The organism is Sulfurospirillum halorespirans DSM 13726, assembly GCF_001723605.1.
In the GTDB taxonomy this organism is placed as follows: domain Bacteria; phylum Campylobacterota; class Campylobacteria; order Campylobacterales; family Sulfurospirillaceae; genus Sulfurospirillum; species Sulfurospirillum halorespirans.
The window spans coordinates 324,682-345,517 of sequence record NZ_CP017111.1 but is presented as its reverse complement, the minus strand read 5'-3'; the positions used below and the strand labels follow the sequence as shown (position 1 = coordinate 345,517).

Sequence of the window (20,836 nt, the reverse complement as noted above, 5' to 3'; positions counted from 1 at the left end):
ATGGAAAATTTATTATTAATTGCTTTTCTCGATATTAAAGAATCAGTAAGAGCACGTTGGTTTATTGTCTATACGTTAGTTTTTGGAGGTCTAATTGCTCTCTTTTTCATAGCGGGTGTTACAGAATCACAAGTGATGGGATTCAGTGGGCTTAGTCGATTGCTACTGATGTATATACAAGTTACGATTGTTATTCTTCCTATTTTTATTCTTATTACCACCGTTCGCTCCATTTCAGGAGATAGAGACAATCATATATTGGAGTATATGCTTTCATTTCCTATTTCTTTACCACAATATTACTGGGGGAAAATTATTGGAAGATTTACAACGGTCTTTTTACCTGTTTTCTTTGCGATGATTCTTGCATTAATGATTGGAACTATCAAAGGTGCCAATATCCCTTGGAATATTTTTTTACTTTATTCAGGATTACTCTTTGCTCTTAGTGCCGCTTTCTTAGGTATCTCTTTTTTAATATCATCTATTGTCAAATCTTCAGAAGTTGCATTAGGTCTTTCATTTTTTGTTTGGATTGTTTTACTCGCTTTTATCGATATTGCTTTAATTAGCCTTATGATGCAGCAACGCTTGAGTGAAGAAATTATCATTGCTATCTCACTTATCAATCCAATGGAAATTTTTAGGGTAGCCGCTATTAGCCTCTTTGATCCAGAATTAACGGTAATGGGTCCGGTTGCTTTTTACATTTTAGATAATATTCGGCTTTCACTATTCATTGTATTTTCTATTGCATACCCTATTCTTTTAGGGCTTGGATTTGCATTCTTTGGATTCACTATATTTAAAAAAACCGATTTAGTCTAGGAGAAAAAAATGGTTAAAAAACTACTCATTATTGTTTTAACAATTGGTGCCCTATTTGGAGCTAAAATGGAAATCTCTAAAGATGCAACGTGTCTTATTCGACATATTAAAATATACCAAACGCCAGAATGGGCAGCCACTATTCAAGTAAGAAGCGGTGAAATTATTTATTTTTCAAGCCCAAAATCAATGTTTGAATTTTACTTTGAGCCATCTCGTTGGCCAGAATATCAGGTCAAACATAATGATGATATGCGTATCAATGTAACCGACTATGAGACATTAGAAAAAATTCCAGCAAGAGAAGCTTTTTATGTCTATGGGAGCCAGAAAACAAGCCCTTCAGGAGATGATCTACCCGCATTTTCAAGTAAAGAAAAAGCAGAAAAGTTTGCCAAACAATATGAAGGAAGAAGAGTTCTTGATTTTCCGCAAGTCTCAAATGGACTTATTAATCTTTTAAATAATAGATTGCGTTAAAATCATCCTTAGCGTAGAGAATATGCTATTCTCTACGCTAATCTTTAAGAAAATAGTTATCCTTTCACACCATCAGCTCTTGGCTGTAATAAAAACAATCGTACTTTAAAAAAATAAATTATAAAAGGTGTTATCCAAAGAAGAATAGAACTACCCATCAATGCTCCATAAAATTGAGGGTAAAAAGCAACACTTACGCGTAAAAATGTTGACACACATAACATCAAAACCCCTAATGCAATCCATGGATACGAACGAAGTACACGCCCTGTATGAACATACGTAATAATCACCATAATCACAAAAAAACTAAGACCAAAAGCACCAGAAGTCAGCAAGTGGCGCATATGATTTTCAATACCTAAGCCCATCAAATGGCTCCATCCTAAGCCAAAATAGCCCACACCCATAAACAGAACAATGGAGGCAAGATAGAGTGTAAAGGGCTTTAGTAAGATACGTGAATACGGTAAATTGTAGTCATTGATAATACCAAGGCTCGAAGCCCCAGCAGCAAATGCAAGCCACGCAAGGACACTATTTTGTGGATAAAAAAACTCCACAACGCTAAACAAAGCAATACAAAAAATCGCTAAATTGTAACGATACGGTTTTGCAACAAAAACATCATCAATCTGTTCATGTGTCAAAATCTCGTTAAGCGCCTCCATGTTGACCCGACGAAGCGCTAAGACAATGAGCACCATAAACGCACCCACACCTGCCTTTAAAATCGCCATACTTTCCCATGCGATGTAGCCTCCATGAGAGAGAAAAAATGCTCCTTGTAAAAAGGTAATGACGACAATCGTATAAGCAATGCTCGCATGACGCTGCAGTGGGTCAAGTACAACAGGCTTAAACGCCCAAGCGATAATCACCAAAGAGAGGGTAAGGTTTAAAGCGCCCACGACCCAAATGGAGAGAACATCCATAAACCAAAAGCTCACTCGCCCTGCTATCCACAGCGCCATAATATTCACAAGGCGTTTCCCTATAATAGGCACAAGACCAGGAAAAAGCTCAGGAAGCCCTGTAAAAATAAACGCCATAATTCCTGCATACCCTACTCCAAACACCAGCTCATAAATGTGCCATGAAAGAGGATCTTGCATCCACAAAAAACTAAGGCTTCCTTGAAATACAAGTCCCCACAGAAGCATACACGCAACCATATAGCACGGTAATATCAAGAAAATTGGACGAAAACCGTATGCTAAAAATGGAGGTACATTTTTTTCATCAGGGTAGTATTTATAATGTTTGGTTGCATTGGTTGGCTCACTCATGCACTCACCTTTATCTCAAAAATTTCACGAATCAACGCATCGTCTAAAAAGGCTTTTGTTTGCTCAAAAACGAAGGCATCATCCCTCTCTTTTTGAGGTGTTTCTATCTCATAACGTGCGACAATTTCTCCAGGGTCACTTTTTAAAAGCAAAATGGTATCGCTTAGTTTTATTGCTTCCATTAGATCATGCGTGATGAAAAGCACACTCATCTTTTGTTGTTCACAGGCTTCTAAGACAAAACTTTGTAGCTCTTTTTTAAGCCCAATATCCAAAGCAGAAAAAGGTTCATCCAAAAACAGAAGCTTTGGCTCACCAATGAGCGCTCTGGCAAAACTTACTCTTTGTCTCATTCCACCACTCAAATCTTTAGGGTACTTCACCAAGTCGTTTCGCTCTAGTCCAAATTTCAGCGCCAAAGCGGTTGCTTTTTCTTTCAGTTCCCGCTCTTTCATCTTTACATGTAAAGGCATCATAATGTTTTCTAAAGCACTCTTCCAAGGAAGCAAACGAGGGTCTTGAAAGGCAAAGGCACTGCTGTTAAAACTATTTATGACTTCGCCTTCAACAACATCTAAAAGATTAGCACACAGTTTGAGAAGTGTTGTTTTTCCTCCTCCACTTGGGCCAACAATGCTGATGATTTTACCCTCATCCAAAACGAAGTCAAGATTCTTTAAAATCTGCGTAAACCCATAATAAAAACTAAGCTCACTGACTTTTAATTGCGCCATGATTCTATCTCCCTTTTCATTGGCTCTAAAATGATGTACTCTACAAAAAAGAGCACGCCTATGATGACACTCACAAGCGCTAAGGCAAGAGGTGTGTCCAAATGACTCCTTGCAATCGCAAGAGCAGCACCTATGCCATCACTACTACTAAGAAGCTCTGCCATAATGACTATTTTCCAGCTCATGCCAAGCGCACTTACCCAAGAGGGAAAAAGATAAGAGAACAGATGTGGAAAGTACAAATCTCTTACTTTCTGTAAAAAGCCGATGTGAAAGCTGTCCATCATCTCTTTTAAATCTCCCTCCATAGTACGACTTCCTTGCAATGCTCCTACAAAAACGATAGGAAAAGAAGCGATAACAACAGTGAACATGACTGTCACATCTCCAAGCCCAAACCAGATCATCGCCAAAACGATCCACGCAATCGGTGGAATGCCCACTAAGATCGTTACAATAGGGCGACTCATCACTGAAGCGGTAATAAAACAACCCGCAGTAAGTCCTAAAAATGTTCCTAAAAGAAGCGATATGCTAAAGCCAATTAAACCTCTCTTCACCGTTAAATACAAGTCTATATGAAACGACACATCACTAAAAAGCGTTCCTATACTCTCCAACACCACTTTTGGCGAGGGTAAGATAAGCTCTCCATACGTTTGAAACCCTAATTCCCAAAGGGCTAAAAAGAGAAAAATAGAGGCAATAGACCCCCATCCACTCCATAAAAACCATGGAAAATCTTTGATCACTTTAAATAAAAATCGCATCTTCCATCCTTAATAAAACATCAGTTGTGAACAAACGATAATGACGAGCATAAACGCCAGAAGCGTATGATGCACTTTAAGCCTCAACGCAAGGGGCAATCTAAAAACAAAGAACGGTGCAGTGTAAAAGAACGCTATCACCAAAAAACCTAGCGTTGCTTTTACATGTAAAAGGGAATTGCTCGCATCAAAATAGTGGTAAAAGAGATAACTTCCACTGAGCAAAAGTATGGCATTGTTCACTCGACCAAAAGCTCGTGAGGGTTTAACCAGTGCCATCTCAATACGTTGTAGTACAGCTTCTCCCACCACAGGTTTAATACGAGGAACAATAAGAGTGCGAAAATAAACGCACCCTATAAAAAAAATCGCAGAGGTAATATGCGCCAATTTTGCTACAATGAAGAGACTCATTTCATACCTTCTTCACGGTAATAAAAACCATCATCTGGAATTTTTGAGCCAATCAGCTTTGGTTCTATTTGCATCAAAATATTAAAAAACTGTTCTAACGCTTCTTTACTTTGCTGAGCATTTTTGAGTTCAAACTGTGTATGTGCGATGGAATCACTAATCGCTTCGGCTTTAAAGGTTTTCAGCTCTTTTTCGACCAAAACGCCTGCTTCTTGAGGATGGCTTTGATACCACGATAATGCTTTAGCATACTCTTCATTAAAACGTTTCACCACTTGGGCATCAACATCTCCTACAACGCTAAGTCCTGCTTGTGGAATTTTTGGCTCTGCCTTAAAGAGTCTGCCCCACTCACTTTGAAGGTTCACACTTCGATGCAGTTCAGGAGCAATGAGGCTTACAGGAAACGAGCCTGTTTTTCGCATCGCCATTGATGTGGCAGGCTCTGCCAAAAGCACATGGTCGGCACGGCGAAGAATCAGCATCTGCATCGCATCAGGTGGGTTTGGCACGTACTTCAATGTAAAATCTTTTTTAGCATCTAGTCCTGCTTGTTTAATAAGGGCTTGAAGCACTATGTCAGGCATATCTGCACGAAAAGGGACAATAATCTCTTTGCCTTTAAAATCCTCAATGCGCTTTAAGTTTGTATCCCGCGATACAATCTCTAAAATACCCCAAACAGGTACATTTAAAAGACGAATAGGTTCTTTTTTATTGTAAAGATTTGCCGCAACATTGGTTGGAAGGGCAACAAACTGCACCTCTTTTTTCAAAAGAAGTGCACGCAATTCATCTGGATTCTGCCAGAGCTTAAACTCTACTTTGTGTGCGACATCGCTTAAAGCTCCTGTTTCAATAAGTCGTAACATAGGATGTGAGATGCTTGAAAAAGGACCTGCAATGACCAGTTTTTCAAGTTTTTCTCCTCCAAAGCCAAGGCTTAAAAGCCCTAGCAACACAAAAAGAAGTTTTTTCATAGACGCGCCTTCGCACCCACAAAGAAGTAACGTCCACTGCTGCTTCCTAGAACATTATCCACCCCTTCATCTGTCAGGTTGTTAATACCCCCATAAAGTGTAACTGTTTTAGTGATGGCATAGTTCACACCCCAATTCACACTCACATAATCATCCGCTGTTGCATCCACAAGGCTTTGCGTTGGTGTGCCGCGATTTAATGTTTTGAGATAATATTGCTCCCCAATATAATTCACACCCATATAACTTGAAAGCTGTTTACTAAACGCATAATCAAGTCTTGCACCAAGGGTTCGCTCTGGTGTAAATTCTAAATCTTTGCCGCTCTCTTTGTTCTTGCTACGTAGTTCTGTCCATGCTAAACCTAAATCCAGCTTCTCAAATAAAGGCTGCATCCACGATGCTTCCATACCGTAAGTTTTTGTTTTTGGAATATTCACAAATGTATAATAATTCCCTGTATTGACCTCCGAAATCATATCTTCGATATCGTTATAGAAAAGTGCTAGATCATACTTTCCAACACCTACTTTTCCGCTCGCACCTATTTCATAACTGTTGGTGAATTCAGGCTTTAGATCATATGCCGTTGTTTTTCCAACACTCGCATCAATGATAGTTGCACCACGCTGTACTCCTGTAGCAGTATTTTTATAGATGTACAGTTCTCTAATATCGGGTGTGCGATAACCTTGCGCAAAATTGGCTCTTACATGTAACGCCTCATCAAAACGGTTCACTGCTCCAATTTTAAACGTTGCTTTACTATCGGCATTGCTAATTTCATCAAAACGCCCACCCAGTGTAATACTTAAATCTTTAGTGGCTTGCCACTCATCTTGCAAATAACCAGCAGCATAGTCCACTTTTTTGGTAGTCATCGTATTTGCCAATGTAAAAACACTGCCCTCACGCTCTTCAAAACGACGGTCTACTCCAAACGTTAAGAGATGATCAGGATGTATGAGATAGTTTGCGCTTATTTCATAAGTCGTAGTATCCACATTAGCATCCATGCCATTTTGAGAAGATGCTGCTTCGGAAGAATAGCCCATATCGGCCCAGTATTTCGCAGTGATGGTGCTTCGCTTTTCGTAAGAGCTGTTATACGCTCGTAGCATAATATTTAACGTATCGGTAGCTTTGATTTTAATATCTGCCCCAAGGTCAAGGCGTTCATTTTCATCCTTAGAATTAACAGGAACATTGTAAGCTGCGATTTTATTGCTAGATGCTCCTAAATTATAATTAGTTGGGTGAAAATAGCTAAGATACGTGCCATCACGCTCTTCTGTAAAGTGATTAAACTCAATACCTGCTACAACATTATCGCTTATATCGTAGGTTAAACGTCCACCTTGTGTCGAAACATCACTCTCATCACGATACGTCACATCGGTAGTATAACTATCTTGCAAGGTTGAACTTAAAGTCGCATTTTGACCTGCTGGATATGCAGATGGTTTTGCTTTTCCTGTCGAAGTTTTTGCATAGACATCTCCTGTTTCTTTTCGTGTGTAAGGCGTAGTGTGGGTCTCATTTGCATAGAAGCTATACCCTAATTTATCTACTTTTCCACGAATCGAAATGTTGGCATTTTTGTTTTCATCATCGCCATCCCCATTGGCACCATAACGAACACCAACATCCACCTGAGGTTCATTTTTTGGTTTTTTTGTGATAATGTTTACAACACCACCCGTTGCATCTGCTCCATAAAGCGTGCTCATAGGACCTTTAACAATTTCAATACGCTCAATCTGCGAAGCTGGGATTCTCTCTAAATCATACGGATTTGCCACTTCTCCACTCAAACGCCTACCATCTACCAAAAGTAATGTCCCTTTTGCACCCATCCCTCTTAAAACCAAGGATCCCTTAGAAACACTGCTTGCGCTAGGGAATGTGCCATATTGAATATTAAGACCTGGGGTTTGGTTAATGATGTCTTTAAGAGATTCTGCCCCTAATATTGCTATATCTTTTTCATCAATGATAATAACACTCGCACTCACCCCATCAATGCTCTTTTCAGACTTTGTTGCGGTAGAGATGGTTGTAATTTCTTCTAAAACAGTACTCTCATTTGCCATCAAAAAACTTGCAGTTGCAAGCGATAAACATAAGCCTCTATAATTCATACAAAATCCTCCAGATTAATTTGGAGAACTATACTATTTATGATTACGATTATCATTGATATAAATCAATATGCTGAAATTCTTTTTTTCATGTTATATAATTTGAATTATTTAAACTATAAATTAAAATCTTTAGAACAACATTATCTACATAGAGCTATAGTGCGCAATATACAACTTTGGAAAATTGATAGTATAAGGCTTGACTATGCGCGCACATTGTTGCCAACATGTTTCATTTGAAGGACTTGGTAGCATTGAAATATTCCTAAAATCTCGTCATTTTGAGATTTCATATACACGATTTTATGAAGATGCTAAAATACCAAATCTTGAAGAAATTGATTTTCTTATCATCATGGGCGGCCCTATGAGCGTTAATGATGAAGATAAATTTTCATGGTTAAAAAAGGAAAAAGAGTTCATTAGAGCTTTTATTGAAACAAATAAACCCGTATTGGGAATATGCCTTGGTGCTCAGTTAATCGCATCATCAATGGGAGCAAAAGTTTATCCTAATACTGATAAAGAGATTGGTTGGTTTCCTATAGAAGCAGTAACTTCTGATGAGAAAATAACATTTCATTTCCCGATGTCTACAACCGTCTTTCATTGGCATGGGGAAACTTTTGATTTACCGAAAAATGCTATTTGCCTTGCTAAGAGCAAAGCTTGTTATAATCAAGCATTTCAATTAGGCGGTCATATTATAGGATTGCAGTTTCATCTCGAAATGACAAAGCAAACTTTACATGAAATGGTTTTAAATGGTAAAGATGAATTAATTATATCTCCTTTTGTTCAATCAGAAGATGAAATTTTATCTATAAGTAACACACACTACTTATCAATAAATCAGCTTATTGATAATCTTCTATTATTTCTTTTGAGACAAAAATTCTCATAAATGCTGTAAAGACATATAATTCTTAGTTCTAACTATCACAAATTTAAGGTTAATCTTCCACTCATCATATCCTCGTTAAAATAACTGCTAATTCATTTCGTTTATTTTAAAGGTACCTTTGTGTCATTATTCATTATTGCTGATACCCATTTTGGTCATGACAATATTAAACTGTATGAGCCATTACGTGAGAGTATTGATGATGAAATGATGATTGACTTATGGAATAGTGTTGTTTGTGATGAAGATGAAGTTTGGCATTTAGGTGATTTTGCATTTAAATCCAAAGGTTGGGATTATGCCAAAGTGCTTAAAGGAAAGATTACACTTCTCAAAGGCAATCATGATTTTAAAAAGAGTACCGCGTTTTTAAAAGAACATGGTTTTGAAAGAGTGATTGATTCCATTATACTTGATATCCCTTTGGAAGAAAAACAGGTGATTGAACAACGCTTGCATGATACGTTCTCGCAAGAACTTTTGTCATCGTGCATTTGTTGGATTCAAGACTTTCAAGGCAAACGTATCTTATTCTCCCATTACCCCTGCTTTTATCATGATGTGTATGCACAAGAGATCGAGAATGAACGCAAAGCAGTATTAGAAACATTGTTTGATTGGTGCCACTGTGATTTAAATTATCATGGGCATATTCACTCTAAAATCAACGAAGATAAGCGTTGTGTGAATGTTGGTGTGGAACACACACGGTTTATGCCTTTAAAGCTCTGCTAGAGTGTTTAAATAAGGAAATGACTTCTCATGAAAATTGATATTCTCAGTGATACCCATTTTGATAGCTGGTTTGGCTACCCTCATACCCAAAGCCCTACCTTTTTTCCTTCCAAAGATACCGTTATTGGTTTTTGGCGTACATTTAAACCAAAAGGGGATTATTTAGTTTTAGCAGGAGATATTGGACACAGCATTGAGCAAAATATTCATATTCTCAAACATCTCAAAGAAGCTTTTTATCAAGAGATTATTCTGGTCTTAGGCAATCATGACTATTATCTCATTGGGCATGAATACATCACCACCTATACAAAAGGTGGACTGCAAAAAGCAGAAGCTGCCAAAGAAGCGTATCGCAATAATGGTTTTATTGTCCTCGATGGCACAACAGTGACCTTAGAGGAAATCACCTTTGGTGGTGCTATGGGTTGGTATAACAGTGCGTATGTTCAAAGAAACCTACACTCTCTTAAAGCTATGCAAACATTAGCCTATTACTATGGTGATACTGAAGCTTTCTTACAAGATCTTTGGGGTGATGCCATTAATGACAAAAAACATATGAAGATTGATTATTTCGATGCCCTGTACAAAGAAGAATATGCCAAATTAGAAAGTATTCATCAACACTGCGATGTTATGATTAGTCATTACAATCCAAGCATTGAGATGAAATATCAAATATCTGGTTGGGAGAAGAATCCTACAACATCCTTTTTTTGCTTTGATGCAGAAGAACTTATTCAAACGATGCGTGCCAATCTTTGGATCTATGGGCATAATCATACCTCTTATGACTACACTCGTAATAATAAACGCTTTATCACCAATGCATTAGGTTATAAAGGGGAAGCTAAAGAGATGAAGATTGTGACGATTGAGGTATAGGAATATTTATATCAAGACTATTTTATGAGTAACGAGTTTGAAGCTGATGTGTACATTGGTTCATTATAGTATGAATGAGTACAAAATACTTTGAATGTTCACAACACTTGGCAGATCACATGAGAGTTGGTTAGCAATACAAAATCAATACAATCTTTGGCTTGCAAAAAAAGGCATTGACTATCAGAAGTTAAAAGGTTGATTTGGCATTAAATATAATATGTCAAAGAGTAATCATAAATTGTGCTACAATTTTCATCTCAAAAGTAGTGTGATGTATGCCCCCTTTTAGTTGGACATTCCCGTGTCCTTCCACTTCTCACATGTACTATCTTTTCATAATGATGCTAAGGTCGGAGCTCTAAAGGCTCGGGCCTTACTACTTTCACTTTTTATTTCTTATTTCTGAACCTATAATCCAACCATATAAATATCACATTTTTAAGGAAGGTATATAAAGAGCCTAATTTAAGGGCTTTTTTTATAAGTTAAATATCACATTTATAAGTCAATGATGTTAACTTACAAGAAACGATTAGAATATCAGATCATATTGTAAGTTTATTAGACAAAGTTCTCATCTTTGGTCATATCAATAATACTTAAATATACATCTATTTTAATTATACTTTTTTTATTGTTGTGATAATTAAAAACATGAAAAATAATTGTACTTTTTTACAAAATTTCTAATTATACTATTTAGGGTAATTTAATCATTCAAACAATCGTTATTATAGGTGTTATAGGCTAATTATACTATTTATTGATTTTAGAAAAGATAGTCCGTGCAATCAATTTATGAATCAAGAGCCTTTGAGCGAAGAGGAGATCCAGAGCTTTTGCTCACTCAATTATGGTGTTACTTTTCCTATGTTTGCTAAAATTGATGTCAACGGTGAAGAGGCTCACCCACTCTTTAAATACCTCAAAGAGGCGCAAAAGGGGCTTTTGGGAATTGAAGCGATTAAATGGAATTTCACCAAATTTTTAGTCGATAAAAATGGGGTCGTCATCAACCGTTTTGCCCCAGCAACCAAACCAGAATCTTTGGAAGTGGACATTCTTCTCTACTTATAACATCAACGAAAATTTGACGATGTAAAAACCTCCAACCGTCAACCATGCAAATAAAATACTTGCCAAATAGATCGGCTTCATGCCCACATGTTTAAATTTGTCGATGCTCGTCTCCATTCCCAAAGCGCTCATCGCCATCGTCAGTAAAAAGGTATCGATCGCGTTGATAGTAGCTACTGCATTGAGTGGCACAAGATTTAACGAGTTAAACCCTGCAACAACGATAAAAAACACCGCAAACCAAGGAATTGTGATTTTTTTCTTTTGTTTTTGACTCACAGCGTGCGATGTTTGAACCAACCAAAATCCTAAAATCACCAAAAAAGGAGCTAACATCATAACCCGTATCATTTTGACGATAACTGCTGTTTTTGAAGCTTCAACGCCTACGGCATTTCCTGCGGCTACAACGTGTGCAACTTCATGCAAGGTTCCTCCGATGTAAATGCCCATCTGCTCAGGAGTAAAAGGAATGACCCCAAATTTGTAGGCAAAAGGGTAGAAAAACATCGCAAGCGTTCCAAACACCACGACAGTTGAAACCGCGATAGCACTTTTGTAAGGCTCTGCGTTCAGCACAGGCTCCGTTGCAAGTACTGCAGCAGCGCCACAAATGGAGCTTCCAGCACTGGTTAAGATCGTTGTCTCTTTATCTAGTTTAAGCCATCGTGTTCCTACAAAATAACCGATAATAAACGTTGAGCTCACCACCAAGCCACTCGTTGCAATGCCTGCAAGACCTACGGCTTCGATATTTTGAAAGGTGATGCGAAAACCGTATAAAACGATGCCCACTCGAAGAATGGTTTTAGTGCAAAATTGAATGCCAGAAACCCACTCTTTAGGAAATTTTGTACGAAGTGTGTTGGCATAGATCATCCCAAGAACGATGCCAATAATCAAAGGACTGATGCCAAGGCGTTGAAACAATGAAAACTCCGCCAAATAGGTCGCACTCATCGCAAAAAGTGCAACCAATAAAATACCACTAAGCGTATTGGTGCGATTCTCTTTTTGAAACATAGTTATCCTTGAAACGATTTTAGAGATTATAAAACGATTCTTTTCACAAGTAAAATAAATTATATTCGTTATAATCATAAATATTTTTAATCAATGAGGCGCTATGACCTTTCAAGAACTCAGACTCTTTTATTATCTCTGTGAAGATTCGCACATCTCCAATTTGGCACAAAAGCTTGGCATCACGCAATCAGCGATCTCGTTAGCGATCAAATCGCTTGAAGCAAACATCGGTGAGCCTCTTTTTGATCGCATCGGCAAAAAACTGGTGCTTAGTGAGACGGGGAAATTGTTTCGAGAGAAAACCCAACCCCATTTTTTAGCGCTCAATGATGCGGAAGATTTTTTTAAAAATACCAAAATATCGGGTATTTTAACGATCGCTTCGAGTAAAACGATTGGAGATTTTATTACTCCACAGATGGTGTTTGATTTTTTAGCAGAGCATGAGCATGTGAAGATTCACAAAGATATTCAAAACTCGGCGCAGATCATCCAAATGGTTAAAAATGCTACTATCGACATCGGTTTTATCGAGTCTTCGTGTGATGAACTAGAGCTGCACAAAGAAGTGATAGGCGATGACCAACTGATCGTTGTGAGTAGTGATCCTTGCCTTGCGGAGGGGACTTTTTTTATTGATGAGCTGTTTCATAAAAAATGGATTTTACGGGAAAAAGGTTCAGGCACGAGAGAAGTTTTTTTAGAAGCTTTGGGAGAAATCGTCAAAGATTTAACGATTTTTATGGAGTTTTCCGAGTTTGAAGAGGCAAAAACGATTCTGCTGAACAATCCTCAAACCATCACCTGTCTCTCCAAAGTTGCCGTTGCCACTGAGCTTAAACGTGGCGAACTTTTTGAGGTGAAACTTGTCAATTTAAAAATTGATCGGTCGTTTTACCTCATTTACCACAAGAGCAAATACCAAAGCAGACTTTTTACGGAGTTTAGAAATTTTGTGCATTCAAAGATGAGCTCCGACATAGATACATAAATCTATGTCGGCAAAACGCTTAGAGTGTATGCGCTTTTCGGTACGCAATAATCTCATCAATGCTCACCATGGGCAATCCATGCTTTGCAGCAAACTCATCAATCGCATCACCCACCATCATCGTGCCATCCGGATTGGTGAGTTCACACAAAACAGCATAGGGTGAAAGATTAGAAAGACGCATTAGATCCACCGAAGCCTCCGTGTGTCCATCACGCTCTAACACGCCACCCTCTTTCGCGCGAAGCGGAAAAACATGCCCAGGCGAAACGATCTTCGTTTTTCCATCAGGATGAATCGCCGCTTGAATCGTAGCCAGGCGATCTTTTGCACTCACACCCGTGGTGACACCCTCTTTGGCTTCGATGGAGATGGTAAAACCGGTTTGAAATTTGGACTGATTATGCGTGACCATCATCGGAAGATCGAGTGCATCAACTTTTTCATGAGGTAAACAGAGGCAGACAATGCCACTGCATTCGCGAATTAGCAGTGCCGTTTGCTCCGTAGTAAGAGATTCTGCACCAAAGATGATGTCCGCTTCGTTTTCGCGGTTGAAGTTGTCCATAACGATCACGCCGTTGTGGTTTTGAAGCGAAGCGATGGCTTGCTTAACATTGTGGTGAAGGGAAAATTCCCGACAGATTTGATTCATGGGTTACTCCTAGGAATGAGTAAACTTACCAGAATCAGGGCATCTTTAAATATAGACACACGATTTTGTCATCAACAATGGCAATAATGCACTACATTCTCTCTCATCCGGACTTTAACCGTTGGTTTTGGAATCACACCAAATCTGCTTGACCTTTTACCGTTTTACATGTAAAAGCGCTCGCGGACTCTCTTTGTTACAAGATTACCGCCAGTAGGGAGTTGCACCCTGCCCTGAGAAATAAGTTTCAATGAAAGTATAACCCTACTTTTCTTAAAAAATGTCACACGCCCTTGTATCTATAAAGTTCTTACAGAACTCTCGACACATCTTTAAAGCAAAGCTCTAAAGACTACGTTAACACTGGGTTTTCATCGGCTGAAAGCCCACGCACCTTTGGTGCTTTTTTCTTGCAAAATTAAGTTTTGCAAGAACTTTCCATTTTAAATTTCATAAGGTCTTTTTGAGGCGAAAGACCAAAAAATCGCGCATACTCTCTGCTAAATTGCGAAGGACTTTCATAGCCTACATTAAACGCCACTTCACCGACTTCATGTGTCTTGGTAAATAACAGCTCGCGAGCTTTTTGCAAGCGTAACTGTTTTTGGTACTGAATGGGACTCATCGCGGTTACATGTTTAAAATGTTTGTGAAAAGCCGAAACACTCATGCCTACTTTTTGCGACAATACCTCTACATGTAAAGGCTCTGAAATATCCGAGGTTATCAGCTCAATCGACTGAGCAATGCGGTTTGCATTAGAGCCATGCAACGCAAATTGTCTCAAACGAGCACCATACTCGCCTTGCAACAATCGATAGAGAATCTCTTTGATAATCAGCGGTGCTAAGATGGGAATCTCTTCATGTTTGTGAAGGAGTTTTACAAGTCTTAATGCCGCATCAATCAGCTCTTCGGTAACGTGATGAACACTCATTGCCAAAGGGCTTTGTGCTACCTCTTCTTTGTGAGAAGGCAACTGAGATACAAGGTCAAAAATAGACTCAGGCGTAAAACACAGTTGCATCGACAAAAAAGGCTTTTCCAAAGACGCCTCGATGATTTGCCCCGATATGGGTAAATTCATCGAAGAGACTAAATACGAAGAAGCATCATAACGATAAGTAGTAGCGCCCAAGATTACGATTTTAGCCCCTTGAGCAATGATAAAGAGTGAAGGCTCATACACCGTATGCAACGCTTCGGTAACACTTGAGGCTTTAAAAAACTTGACATTAACGATGCGTGTCTCATTAAGCCCTTCGTGTAAAGTCTCTTTTTGAAGTAAATCAGCGAGTTCTCTTAGTTTTACTTGCACGAAATACCCTTTTGACTCTTTTTGAGTGTTATTGTACTACAAACGCATTCCACCCGAAACTTCGATGCGTTCGCCATTGATCCAATGCGCATCATCCGATACGAGCATGGAAACCGCCGCACCAATGTCATCGGCAAGTCCTACACGACCAAGTGCAATTTGCGACGCGATATAAGCATTTGCGTTTGCATTGTCTCTTACCACACCGCCACCAAAATCTGTCGCAATCGCACCGGGGGCTATAACATTCACGGTGATGTTACGTTTTCCCAATTCAAACGCTAAGTAACGCGTCAAAACTTCAATGCCACCTTTCATCATCGCATACGCTGCAAATCCTGGCATAGTAAAACGAGCTAAACCTGATGAGATATTGAGAATTCTACCGCCATCATTCAGTATGGGTAGCATTGTTTGAATAAAAAAGAACGTTCCTTTGAGATGAATGTTCATCAAGGTATCAAACTGCTCTTCGGTTGTCTCCATAAAAGGCGTGTTGATCCCGATACCTGCATTGTTGATGAGAATGTCAAAACGATCGGTTTGCCACTGTGAAGAAAGCAACGCTTTGAGCGCTTCTAAAAACAGAGGAAACGTTTTTGTTTGAGCAATATCCAATTGCAGTAAAGCTGCTTTTTGACCGCCTTGTACTATCTCATCCACCACCTTTTGTGCTTCAATTTTTGAATGCTGATAGGTAATGATAACATCATGCCCTTTTTGCGCCAAATGCAATGCCATACTTTTGCCTAAACCTCTACTTCCACCGGTAATTAATGCTATTTTCATGGTAACTCCTAAGAAGATATTTCTTAACTAAAATTCTATCATATGCTCTAAAATAGTGTTAGCATAGAACGCTTTTAACTTTGCCTATTTCTATTCAATACTATAATTTTGCTATAATTTTCAAAAAGAGAATCTATGAAAGAACTCATTCAAAAACTTCCTAAAGCTGAACTGCACCTCCATATTGAAGGCACGCTGGAGCCTGAATTGATGTTTACCCTTGCACAAAAAAACAACATCGTAATTCCTTATAAAACGATCGAAGAAGTCAAACACGCCTATAACTTTACCTCGTTACAATCGTTCTTAGACATCTATTATGCGGGTGCCAACGTGTTAATCACTGAGTCTGATTTTTTTGATTTGACGTGGGCGTATTTGCTTACATGTAAAGCGCAAAATGTCTTACATGTAGAGATTTTTTTCGATCCGCAAACGCATACGCAAAGAGGCATTTCGTTTAAAACTGTAGTGGATGGTATCACACAAGCACTTCAAAAAGGTGAAATTGAGCTCGGCATTAGCTCGTTTCTCATTATGTGCTTTTTACGCCATCTCAGTGAAGAGGAAGCCTTTAAGACGCTTCAAGAGTCCTTGCTGTTCAAAGATAAAATTTTAGGCGTCGGACTAGACTCTAGCGAAGTGGGTCATCCGCCTTCCAAGTTTGAGCGCGTCTTTGCAGCGTGTGAAAACGTGGGCTATAAGATCGTTGCTCATGCAGGCGAAGAAGGCGATAGCTCGTATATTTGGGAGGCGATTAATCTTTTACATGTAAAGCGAATTGACCATGGGATTCGCTGTGATGAAGATGCAACATTGGTCGAGTTTCTCATCGAAAAACAGATACCGCTCACCGTCTGCCCACTCTCCAATGTCAAACTAAGAGCTGTTTCAAGCATGCGTGAACACAACATTATAAATTTACTGCGCAAAGGGGTTTTGGTGACCATCAATTCGGATGATCCAGCCTACTTTGGTGGGTATATCAATGAGAATTATGAAGCGGTTGCGAACAGTTTACATGTAAGCCAAGAAGAGCTCAAAACCTTAGCTCAAAACAGTTTCAAAGCCTCTTTTTTGAGCGAAGTACAAAAGCAGCATTTTTCGCAGATGATCGCTCTTCTCTAAGCCTCACGATCGTAAAAACAGATCTGATCGCGCCCTGCCTCTTTGGCGTTGTACATCGCTGTATCGGCTCGTTTAAGCAGATCGTCTTGACTTCCCTCTTCGCTGTTAAAAACCAGCACGCCAATGCTTGCGGTACAGCGATGCTCAACCACGTGCTCGTTTTCTTCACCCGGAATACTCAGCAGATAAAGGGCTGAAACACTGAGGCGCATTTTTTCGGCAATGGTCTGGGCTTGCTTCGTTGAGCTCTCTTTATCTTCATGAAGCGCGTCGAGAATCACCACAAATTCATCGCCACCAAAACGAGCCACCGTATCGACTTCGCGAACGCAACGCATAAGCCTATCTGCAACCTGACAGAGCAATATATCGCCAACACTGTGTCCTTGGGTATCGTTGAGCGATTTGAAATTGTCCAGATCAATGAAAAAGAGTGCGCTGTATTTTTTCGTACGTTTCATTTCGTACATCACATGGTTAAGACGCTCTTTGAGCAGTAGGCGATTGGGCAATTTTGTCAGTGGATCGTAAAATGCCAACTGTTGCACACGATCTTGCATCGCTTTGCGCTCACTGACCTCTCTGGTAATGCCATGATAGCCGGTGATTTCACCCTTTTCATTGCGCTCAGGTTTTGAGATAATCTCACCCCAAATCAACTTGCCATCCTTGCATCGATGTTGCACCTCATACGTCGCAAAATTGGTACGAATGCCGTTTTTTTCCGCTTCTGCTCTTCGTTTCATATTGTCTAAAATGATCGAAATACCCTCTTGTGTAAACATCTCAAAAACATGATGTCCTATCACTTCAGAAGCTTCATACCCTCTTAAATGCTCATCCGAGGGGCTGATGTAGGTAATGATCAGATCACGATTCGTCTTCCAAATCACATCGCTTACCTCCTCAGTCAAATGCCGATACAGCTCTTCACTCGCTTTGAGTTGTGTCGCCACTCTGCTTTTTTCAATCGCGATCCTTGCAAGATTGGCAGACTGCTCTATAAGCATATTATCGGCTAAGCTTGGCGTTTGAGGTTTCGCATGGTAGATCGCAAACGTGCCTAAAACGGTCTCGTCCGATGCAAAAATGGGCTCGGACCAGCACGACTGCACCCCTGCACGAAGGGCTATCTCTTTGTACGCTTCCCAATAAGGATGAGTTGCAATATTTTCGACAATCACTCGCTCTTTACGGTACGCCGCCGTTCCGCAAGAGCCAACACTTTCCCCTATCAAAACTCCTTTGATAGCTTCATTGTAAAAATCAGGCAGACTGGGGCCAATAATATCGCAAAAGTATTTTTTCTCTTCATCCAACAGCAAAATACTGCAGATCATATGTGGATTTTGTTCTTCCACTTCTTTGACGATGGATTCAAGAATGACCGGTAAAGGGAGCATTTTTGCTATCATCTCTAAAACACTGTTCCTGCGACATTCACGCAATTCAACGGCTTTACGGTACTTGATTTCGCAGTGCAATCGATAATACCAATACCCAAAAAGCAGGAACAAACAGACAACACCAGCACTGTATTTTATCAATGTTTCGGCACGAATGCCTCGCTCGATTCGCATACCCAGCCAACGGTTAAAAATCGCGTCGGACTCCTCCTTCGAGATGGAAGCCATTGCTTTTGTTATGATTGAAGCAAATTCAGTATGGCTTTTAGGAAAGGCGAAGCGATGTTGGCTTGAGAATTCAGTATGCCCTGAAAAACGAAGTGTTTCTAAGCCGTTATTTTTAATGGCATAATTAATGGCGCTTAGATCACCAACGTAGGCATCGGCTTTTCCTTCCATCACAAATGTCAATGCTTCTAGAATGTTATTGGCTAATACCAGCTGGATTGTGGAGTATTTTTTTGCAAGCGCTTCTTGGGTAAAGTACCCTTTTTCAACGGCAACACGTTTGTGGGTTAGATGCTCTAAACTACCGATAAACGCTCCCTCTCCCTTGTCAACAATCATCGTTTGTGTCTCTCGATAAGGGTCAGAAAATGTAAAATATTTTAAACGCTCAGGTGTTTGAACAATGCTTGTAATCATGTCAATTTCACCTTTTTTGCCCATTTCGATGATTTGACTCCACGATTTTCCTTTGATAATTTCAAAGTGAACACCCAATTTTCTCTCCAAAAGATGCAGATAATCCACCGCCATACCTACATACGTTCCGTTTTGGTTCATCCACTCATAGGGCGCATACGTGGAATCCATCCCCACTTTGATCGTTGGATGTTCGCGTAGCCATGCTTTTTCTGTTTCACTGAGTGCTACAATATTTGGTTGTGAGGTAAGATCAGAAAGCGCAAAAAGAGGTACGGATGCCATTAAAAAAAGAAGTATGGAGCTCAGGAGAACCTTTATCATTTTACGCCTTTTTTTGGCTCGATTCGTCAAAAAATGCCTACTCAATTCTACTGTGCGAATAATAATAGAAAACTGAATGATATTTATAAGAAGATGCAAGCGGTTACGACTGAGCAAAAACGTTAACACAATTTTTGCCTAACAACTTCGCTTGGTACATTGCCTTATCGCAACGGTTAACCAACGCATCCAAACTCATACCCTTTTCATACGCACACAACCCAAAACTGCAGGTCAGCGCACTCACGTTTTCAAACACACTTTGCGCGATTAAAAGACGTACCTTTTCACACGCCTTTTGCGCCTGTTCTATGCTCATATGAGGCAGTACCAACAAAAACTCCTCTCCACCCCAACGCCCAAAGGTGTCATTCACCCGTATGGAGTTTTTAACAATTTTCGCAAGGAGTTGAAGCATCGCATCGCCTGTATTATGCCCATGCGTATCATTGATGCTTTTAAAATTATCCACATCAAACAAGACAACGCATAAAGGCGTATCATGGCGCCCTGCACGCTCGATCTCCGCTTGTAAGATTTCGCGTAATTTATGACGATTATATGTCTGGGTCAACTCATCCTCTTCGGCCAATTTTTGAAGCTTTGTGTAGGAGCGATAGAGGGCTAATTCCATCACATACACCACGAAGGTGAGTAAAACCATTGAAAAAGCATAGCGAAAAAAAGCGACCTTATCCCAAAGACCATTTTGCCACACACCAATGCCCTCATGTGCCATCAAAAAGATATAGCCATAAAGTACAAACGTATAGAAAAGCCCTTTTTTATGCCCATTGAGATTGATGGCAATCATACAAAAAAAGATATTCCAAATGAGCCCAAAGCTCTCATTTTTGTTAATGTAGGTAAACGCAACAAAGAAAACAAAAAAGTAGGCAGTTACAAAAACTCTACTCAGCTCGATGTTGTGCGTTTTCTTTAAAAAAAATATGGAACCAACCGACGTTGCAAAGCAGATCGTATCGATTAGAGCGATTGTGTAATAGTGCAGAACCAAAAGGTTGTAAAAAAAGAAAAAGCCAAATGTGGCGGCACCCAATGTGGCAAATATCATCACCAATGAATATTGCCTGCTTGCATACGAACTCAGTGGCATGCGGTTAGAGATAAAAAAGTGGTAAAAAAAGTTTAGCATTACACCTACTCCCAATAATCCTCATAATAAAAGCACCAGCCACTATATCGGTTAAACGTTTCAAAACTGTCATGGTGTATGCAAAAAAATATAAAAAATATTCTCTCATGCGGAATACTCCTTGCAAATGAAACACTAATGTCACGTAAGGA

The 20,836-nt window shown here is 39.4% G+C and carries 20 protein-coding genes and 1 riboswitch; of the genes, 8 read left to right on the top strand and 12 right to left on the bottom strand.

Annotated features, from left to right (window positions below; translation table 11 throughout):
* Positions 1-828, top strand: coding sequence for an ABC transporter permease (locus SHALO_RS01740; RefSeq protein WP_069477104.1), 828 nt, complete (start codon positions 1-3; stop codon positions 826-828).
* Between the two features lie 9 nt (positions 829-837).
* Positions 838-1,308 (top strand): nitrous oxide reductase accessory protein NosL, encoded by a 471-nt coding sequence (locus tag SHALO_RS01735; protein WP_069477103.1) that lies wholly within the window; start codon positions 838-840, stop codon positions 1,306-1,308.
* A 56-nt stretch (positions 1,309-1,364) separates the two neighbouring features.
* On the opposite strand, the gene SHALO_RS01730 is transcribed toward SHALO_RS01735, so the two are convergent.
* Genes SHALO_RS01730 through SHALO_RS01705 form a run of 6 tightly spaced genes read right to left on the bottom strand, consistent with a single transcriptional unit; the run spans position 1,365 to position 7,636 of the window.
* Positions 1,365-2,597, bottom strand: coding sequence for an NnrS family protein (locus SHALO_RS01730; RefSeq protein ID WP_069477102.1), 1,233 nt, complete (start codon positions 2,595-2,597; stop codon positions 1,365-1,367).
* Positions 2,594-3,331 carry an ABC transporter ATP-binding protein gene (locus tag SHALO_RS01725; protein WP_069477101.1) on the bottom strand — a complete coding sequence of 246 codons (738 nt, stop codon included), beginning with the start codon at positions 3,329-3,331 and terminating at the stop codon, positions 2,594-2,596. The genes SHALO_RS01730 and SHALO_RS01725 overlap by 4 nt, the downstream gene beginning before the upstream one ends.
* Positions 3,319-4,101: an ABC transporter permease gene (locus tag SHALO_RS01720; protein WP_069477100.1), complete on the bottom strand. Its 783-nt coding sequence runs from the start codon at positions 4,099-4,101 to the stop codon at positions 3,319-3,321. Before SHALO_RS01720 ends, SHALO_RS01725 begins: the two co-directional genes overlap by 13 nt.
* A 9-nt stretch (positions 4,102-4,110) precedes the next feature.
* Positions 4,111-4,515, bottom strand: coding sequence for a hypothetical protein (locus SHALO_RS01715; RefSeq protein ID WP_069477099.1), 405 nt, complete (start codon positions 4,513-4,515; stop codon positions 4,111-4,113).
* Positions 4,512-5,495: an ABC transporter substrate-binding protein gene (locus tag SHALO_RS01710; RefSeq protein WP_069477098.1), complete on the bottom strand. Its 984-nt coding sequence runs from the start codon at positions 5,493-5,495 to the stop codon at positions 4,512-4,514. The genes SHALO_RS01715 and SHALO_RS01710 overlap by 4 nt, the downstream gene beginning before the upstream one ends.
* Entirely contained in the window at positions 5,492-7,636 is a 2,145-nt protein-coding gene (locus SHALO_RS01705; protein ID WP_069477097.1) for a TonB-dependent receptor plug domain-containing protein, read from the bottom strand. The genes SHALO_RS01710 and SHALO_RS01705 overlap by 4 nt, the downstream gene beginning before the upstream one ends.
* A 208-nt stretch (positions 7,637-7,844) precedes the next feature.
* Here SHALO_RS01705 and SHALO_RS01700 point away from each other — a divergent pair, with 208 nt between their 5' ends.
* The 4 genes from SHALO_RS01700 (at position 7,845) to SHALO_RS01685 (ending at position 11,246) form a co-directional block, all read left to right on the top strand.
* A complete protein-coding gene (locus SHALO_RS01700) occupies positions 7,845-8,543 on the top strand; it encodes a type 1 glutamine amidotransferase (protein ID WP_069477096.1) in 699 nt (232 codons plus the stop codon).
* Between the two features lie 120 nt (positions 8,544-8,663).
* The gene (locus SHALO_RS01695; protein ID WP_069477095.1) at positions 8,664-9,278 is read left to right on the top strand and encodes a metallophosphoesterase family protein; all 615 of its coding nucleotides are present in this window, start codon (positions 8,664-8,666) and stop codon (positions 9,276-9,278) included.
* Between the two features lie 27 nt (positions 9,279-9,305).
* Positions 9,306-10,166, top strand: coding sequence for a metallophosphoesterase (locus tag SHALO_RS01690; RefSeq protein ID WP_069477094.1), 861 nt, complete (start codon positions 9,306-9,308; stop codon positions 10,164-10,166).
* Positions 10,167-10,967: 801 nt separating this feature from the next.
* A complete protein-coding gene (locus tag SHALO_RS01685; RefSeq protein ID WP_084010650.1) occupies positions 10,968-11,246 on the top strand; it encodes a hypothetical protein in 279 nt (92 codons plus the stop codon).
* Here SHALO_RS01685 and SHALO_RS01680 read toward each other — a convergent pair.
* Positions 11,241-12,269, bottom strand: coding sequence for a YeiH family protein (locus SHALO_RS01680; RefSeq protein ID WP_069477093.1), 1,029 nt, complete (start codon positions 12,267-12,269; stop codon positions 11,241-11,243). The two genes, SHALO_RS01685 and SHALO_RS01680, sit on opposite strands and share 6 nt — an antisense overlap.
* 103 nt (positions 12,270-12,372) lie before the next feature.
* Between SHALO_RS01680 and SHALO_RS01675 the strand changes: the two genes are divergently transcribed.
* Entirely contained in the window at positions 12,373-13,263 is an 891-nt protein-coding gene (locus SHALO_RS01675) for a LysR family transcriptional regulator (RefSeq protein WP_069477092.1), read from the top strand.
* 19 nt (positions 13,264-13,282) lie between these two features.
* Here the strand turns inward: SHALO_RS01675 and ribB are convergent, their stop codons facing one another.
* The 3 genes from ribB to SHALO_RS01660 form a co-directional block, all read right to left on the bottom strand.
* The gene (ribB, locus tag SHALO_RS01670; RefSeq protein WP_069477091.1) at positions 13,283-13,918 is read right to left on the bottom strand and encodes a 3,4-dihydroxy-2-butanone-4-phosphate synthase; all 636 of its coding nucleotides are present in this window, start codon (positions 13,916-13,918) and stop codon (positions 13,283-13,285) included.
* A gap of 91 nt (positions 13,919-14,009) precedes the next feature.
* Positions 14,010-14,163, bottom strand: a riboswitch (FMN riboswitch).
* A 173-nt stretch (positions 14,164-14,336) separates the two neighbouring features.
* Positions 14,337-15,236 carry an AraC family transcriptional regulator gene (locus SHALO_RS01665; RefSeq protein ID WP_069477090.1) on the bottom strand — a complete coding sequence of 300 codons (900 nt, stop codon included), beginning with the start codon at positions 15,234-15,236 and terminating at the stop codon, positions 14,337-14,339.
* Positions 15,237-15,272: 36 nt separating this feature from the next.
* Positions 15,273-16,025 carry an SDR family NAD(P)-dependent oxidoreductase gene (locus tag SHALO_RS01660; RefSeq protein WP_069477089.1) on the bottom strand — a complete coding sequence of 251 codons (753 nt, stop codon included), beginning with the start codon at positions 16,023-16,025 and terminating at the stop codon, positions 15,273-15,275.
* Positions 16,026-16,160: 135 nt separating this feature from the next.
* Here SHALO_RS01660 and SHALO_RS01655 point away from each other — a divergent pair, with 135 nt between their 5' ends.
* Positions 16,161-17,153 carry an adenosine deaminase gene (locus tag SHALO_RS01655; RefSeq protein WP_069477088.1) on the top strand — a complete coding sequence of 331 codons (993 nt, stop codon included), beginning with the start codon at positions 16,161-16,163 and terminating at the stop codon, positions 17,151-17,153.
* Here SHALO_RS01655 and SHALO_RS01650 read toward each other — a convergent pair.
* Both SHALO_RS01650 and SHALO_RS01645 read right to left on the bottom strand, forming a co-directional pair.
* Positions 17,150-19,528, bottom strand: coding sequence for a diguanylate cyclase domain-containing protein (locus tag SHALO_RS01650; protein WP_069477087.1), 2,379 nt, complete (start codon positions 19,526-19,528; stop codon positions 17,150-17,152). The two genes, SHALO_RS01655 and SHALO_RS01650, sit on opposite strands and share 4 nt — an antisense overlap.
* 103 nt (positions 19,529-19,631) lie before the next feature.
* Positions 19,632-20,684: a GGDEF domain-containing protein gene (locus SHALO_RS01645; RefSeq protein ID WP_069477086.1), complete on the bottom strand. Its 1,053-nt coding sequence runs from the start codon at positions 20,682-20,684 to the stop codon at positions 19,632-19,634.
* Positions 20,685-20,836: the final 152 nt, after the last annotated feature.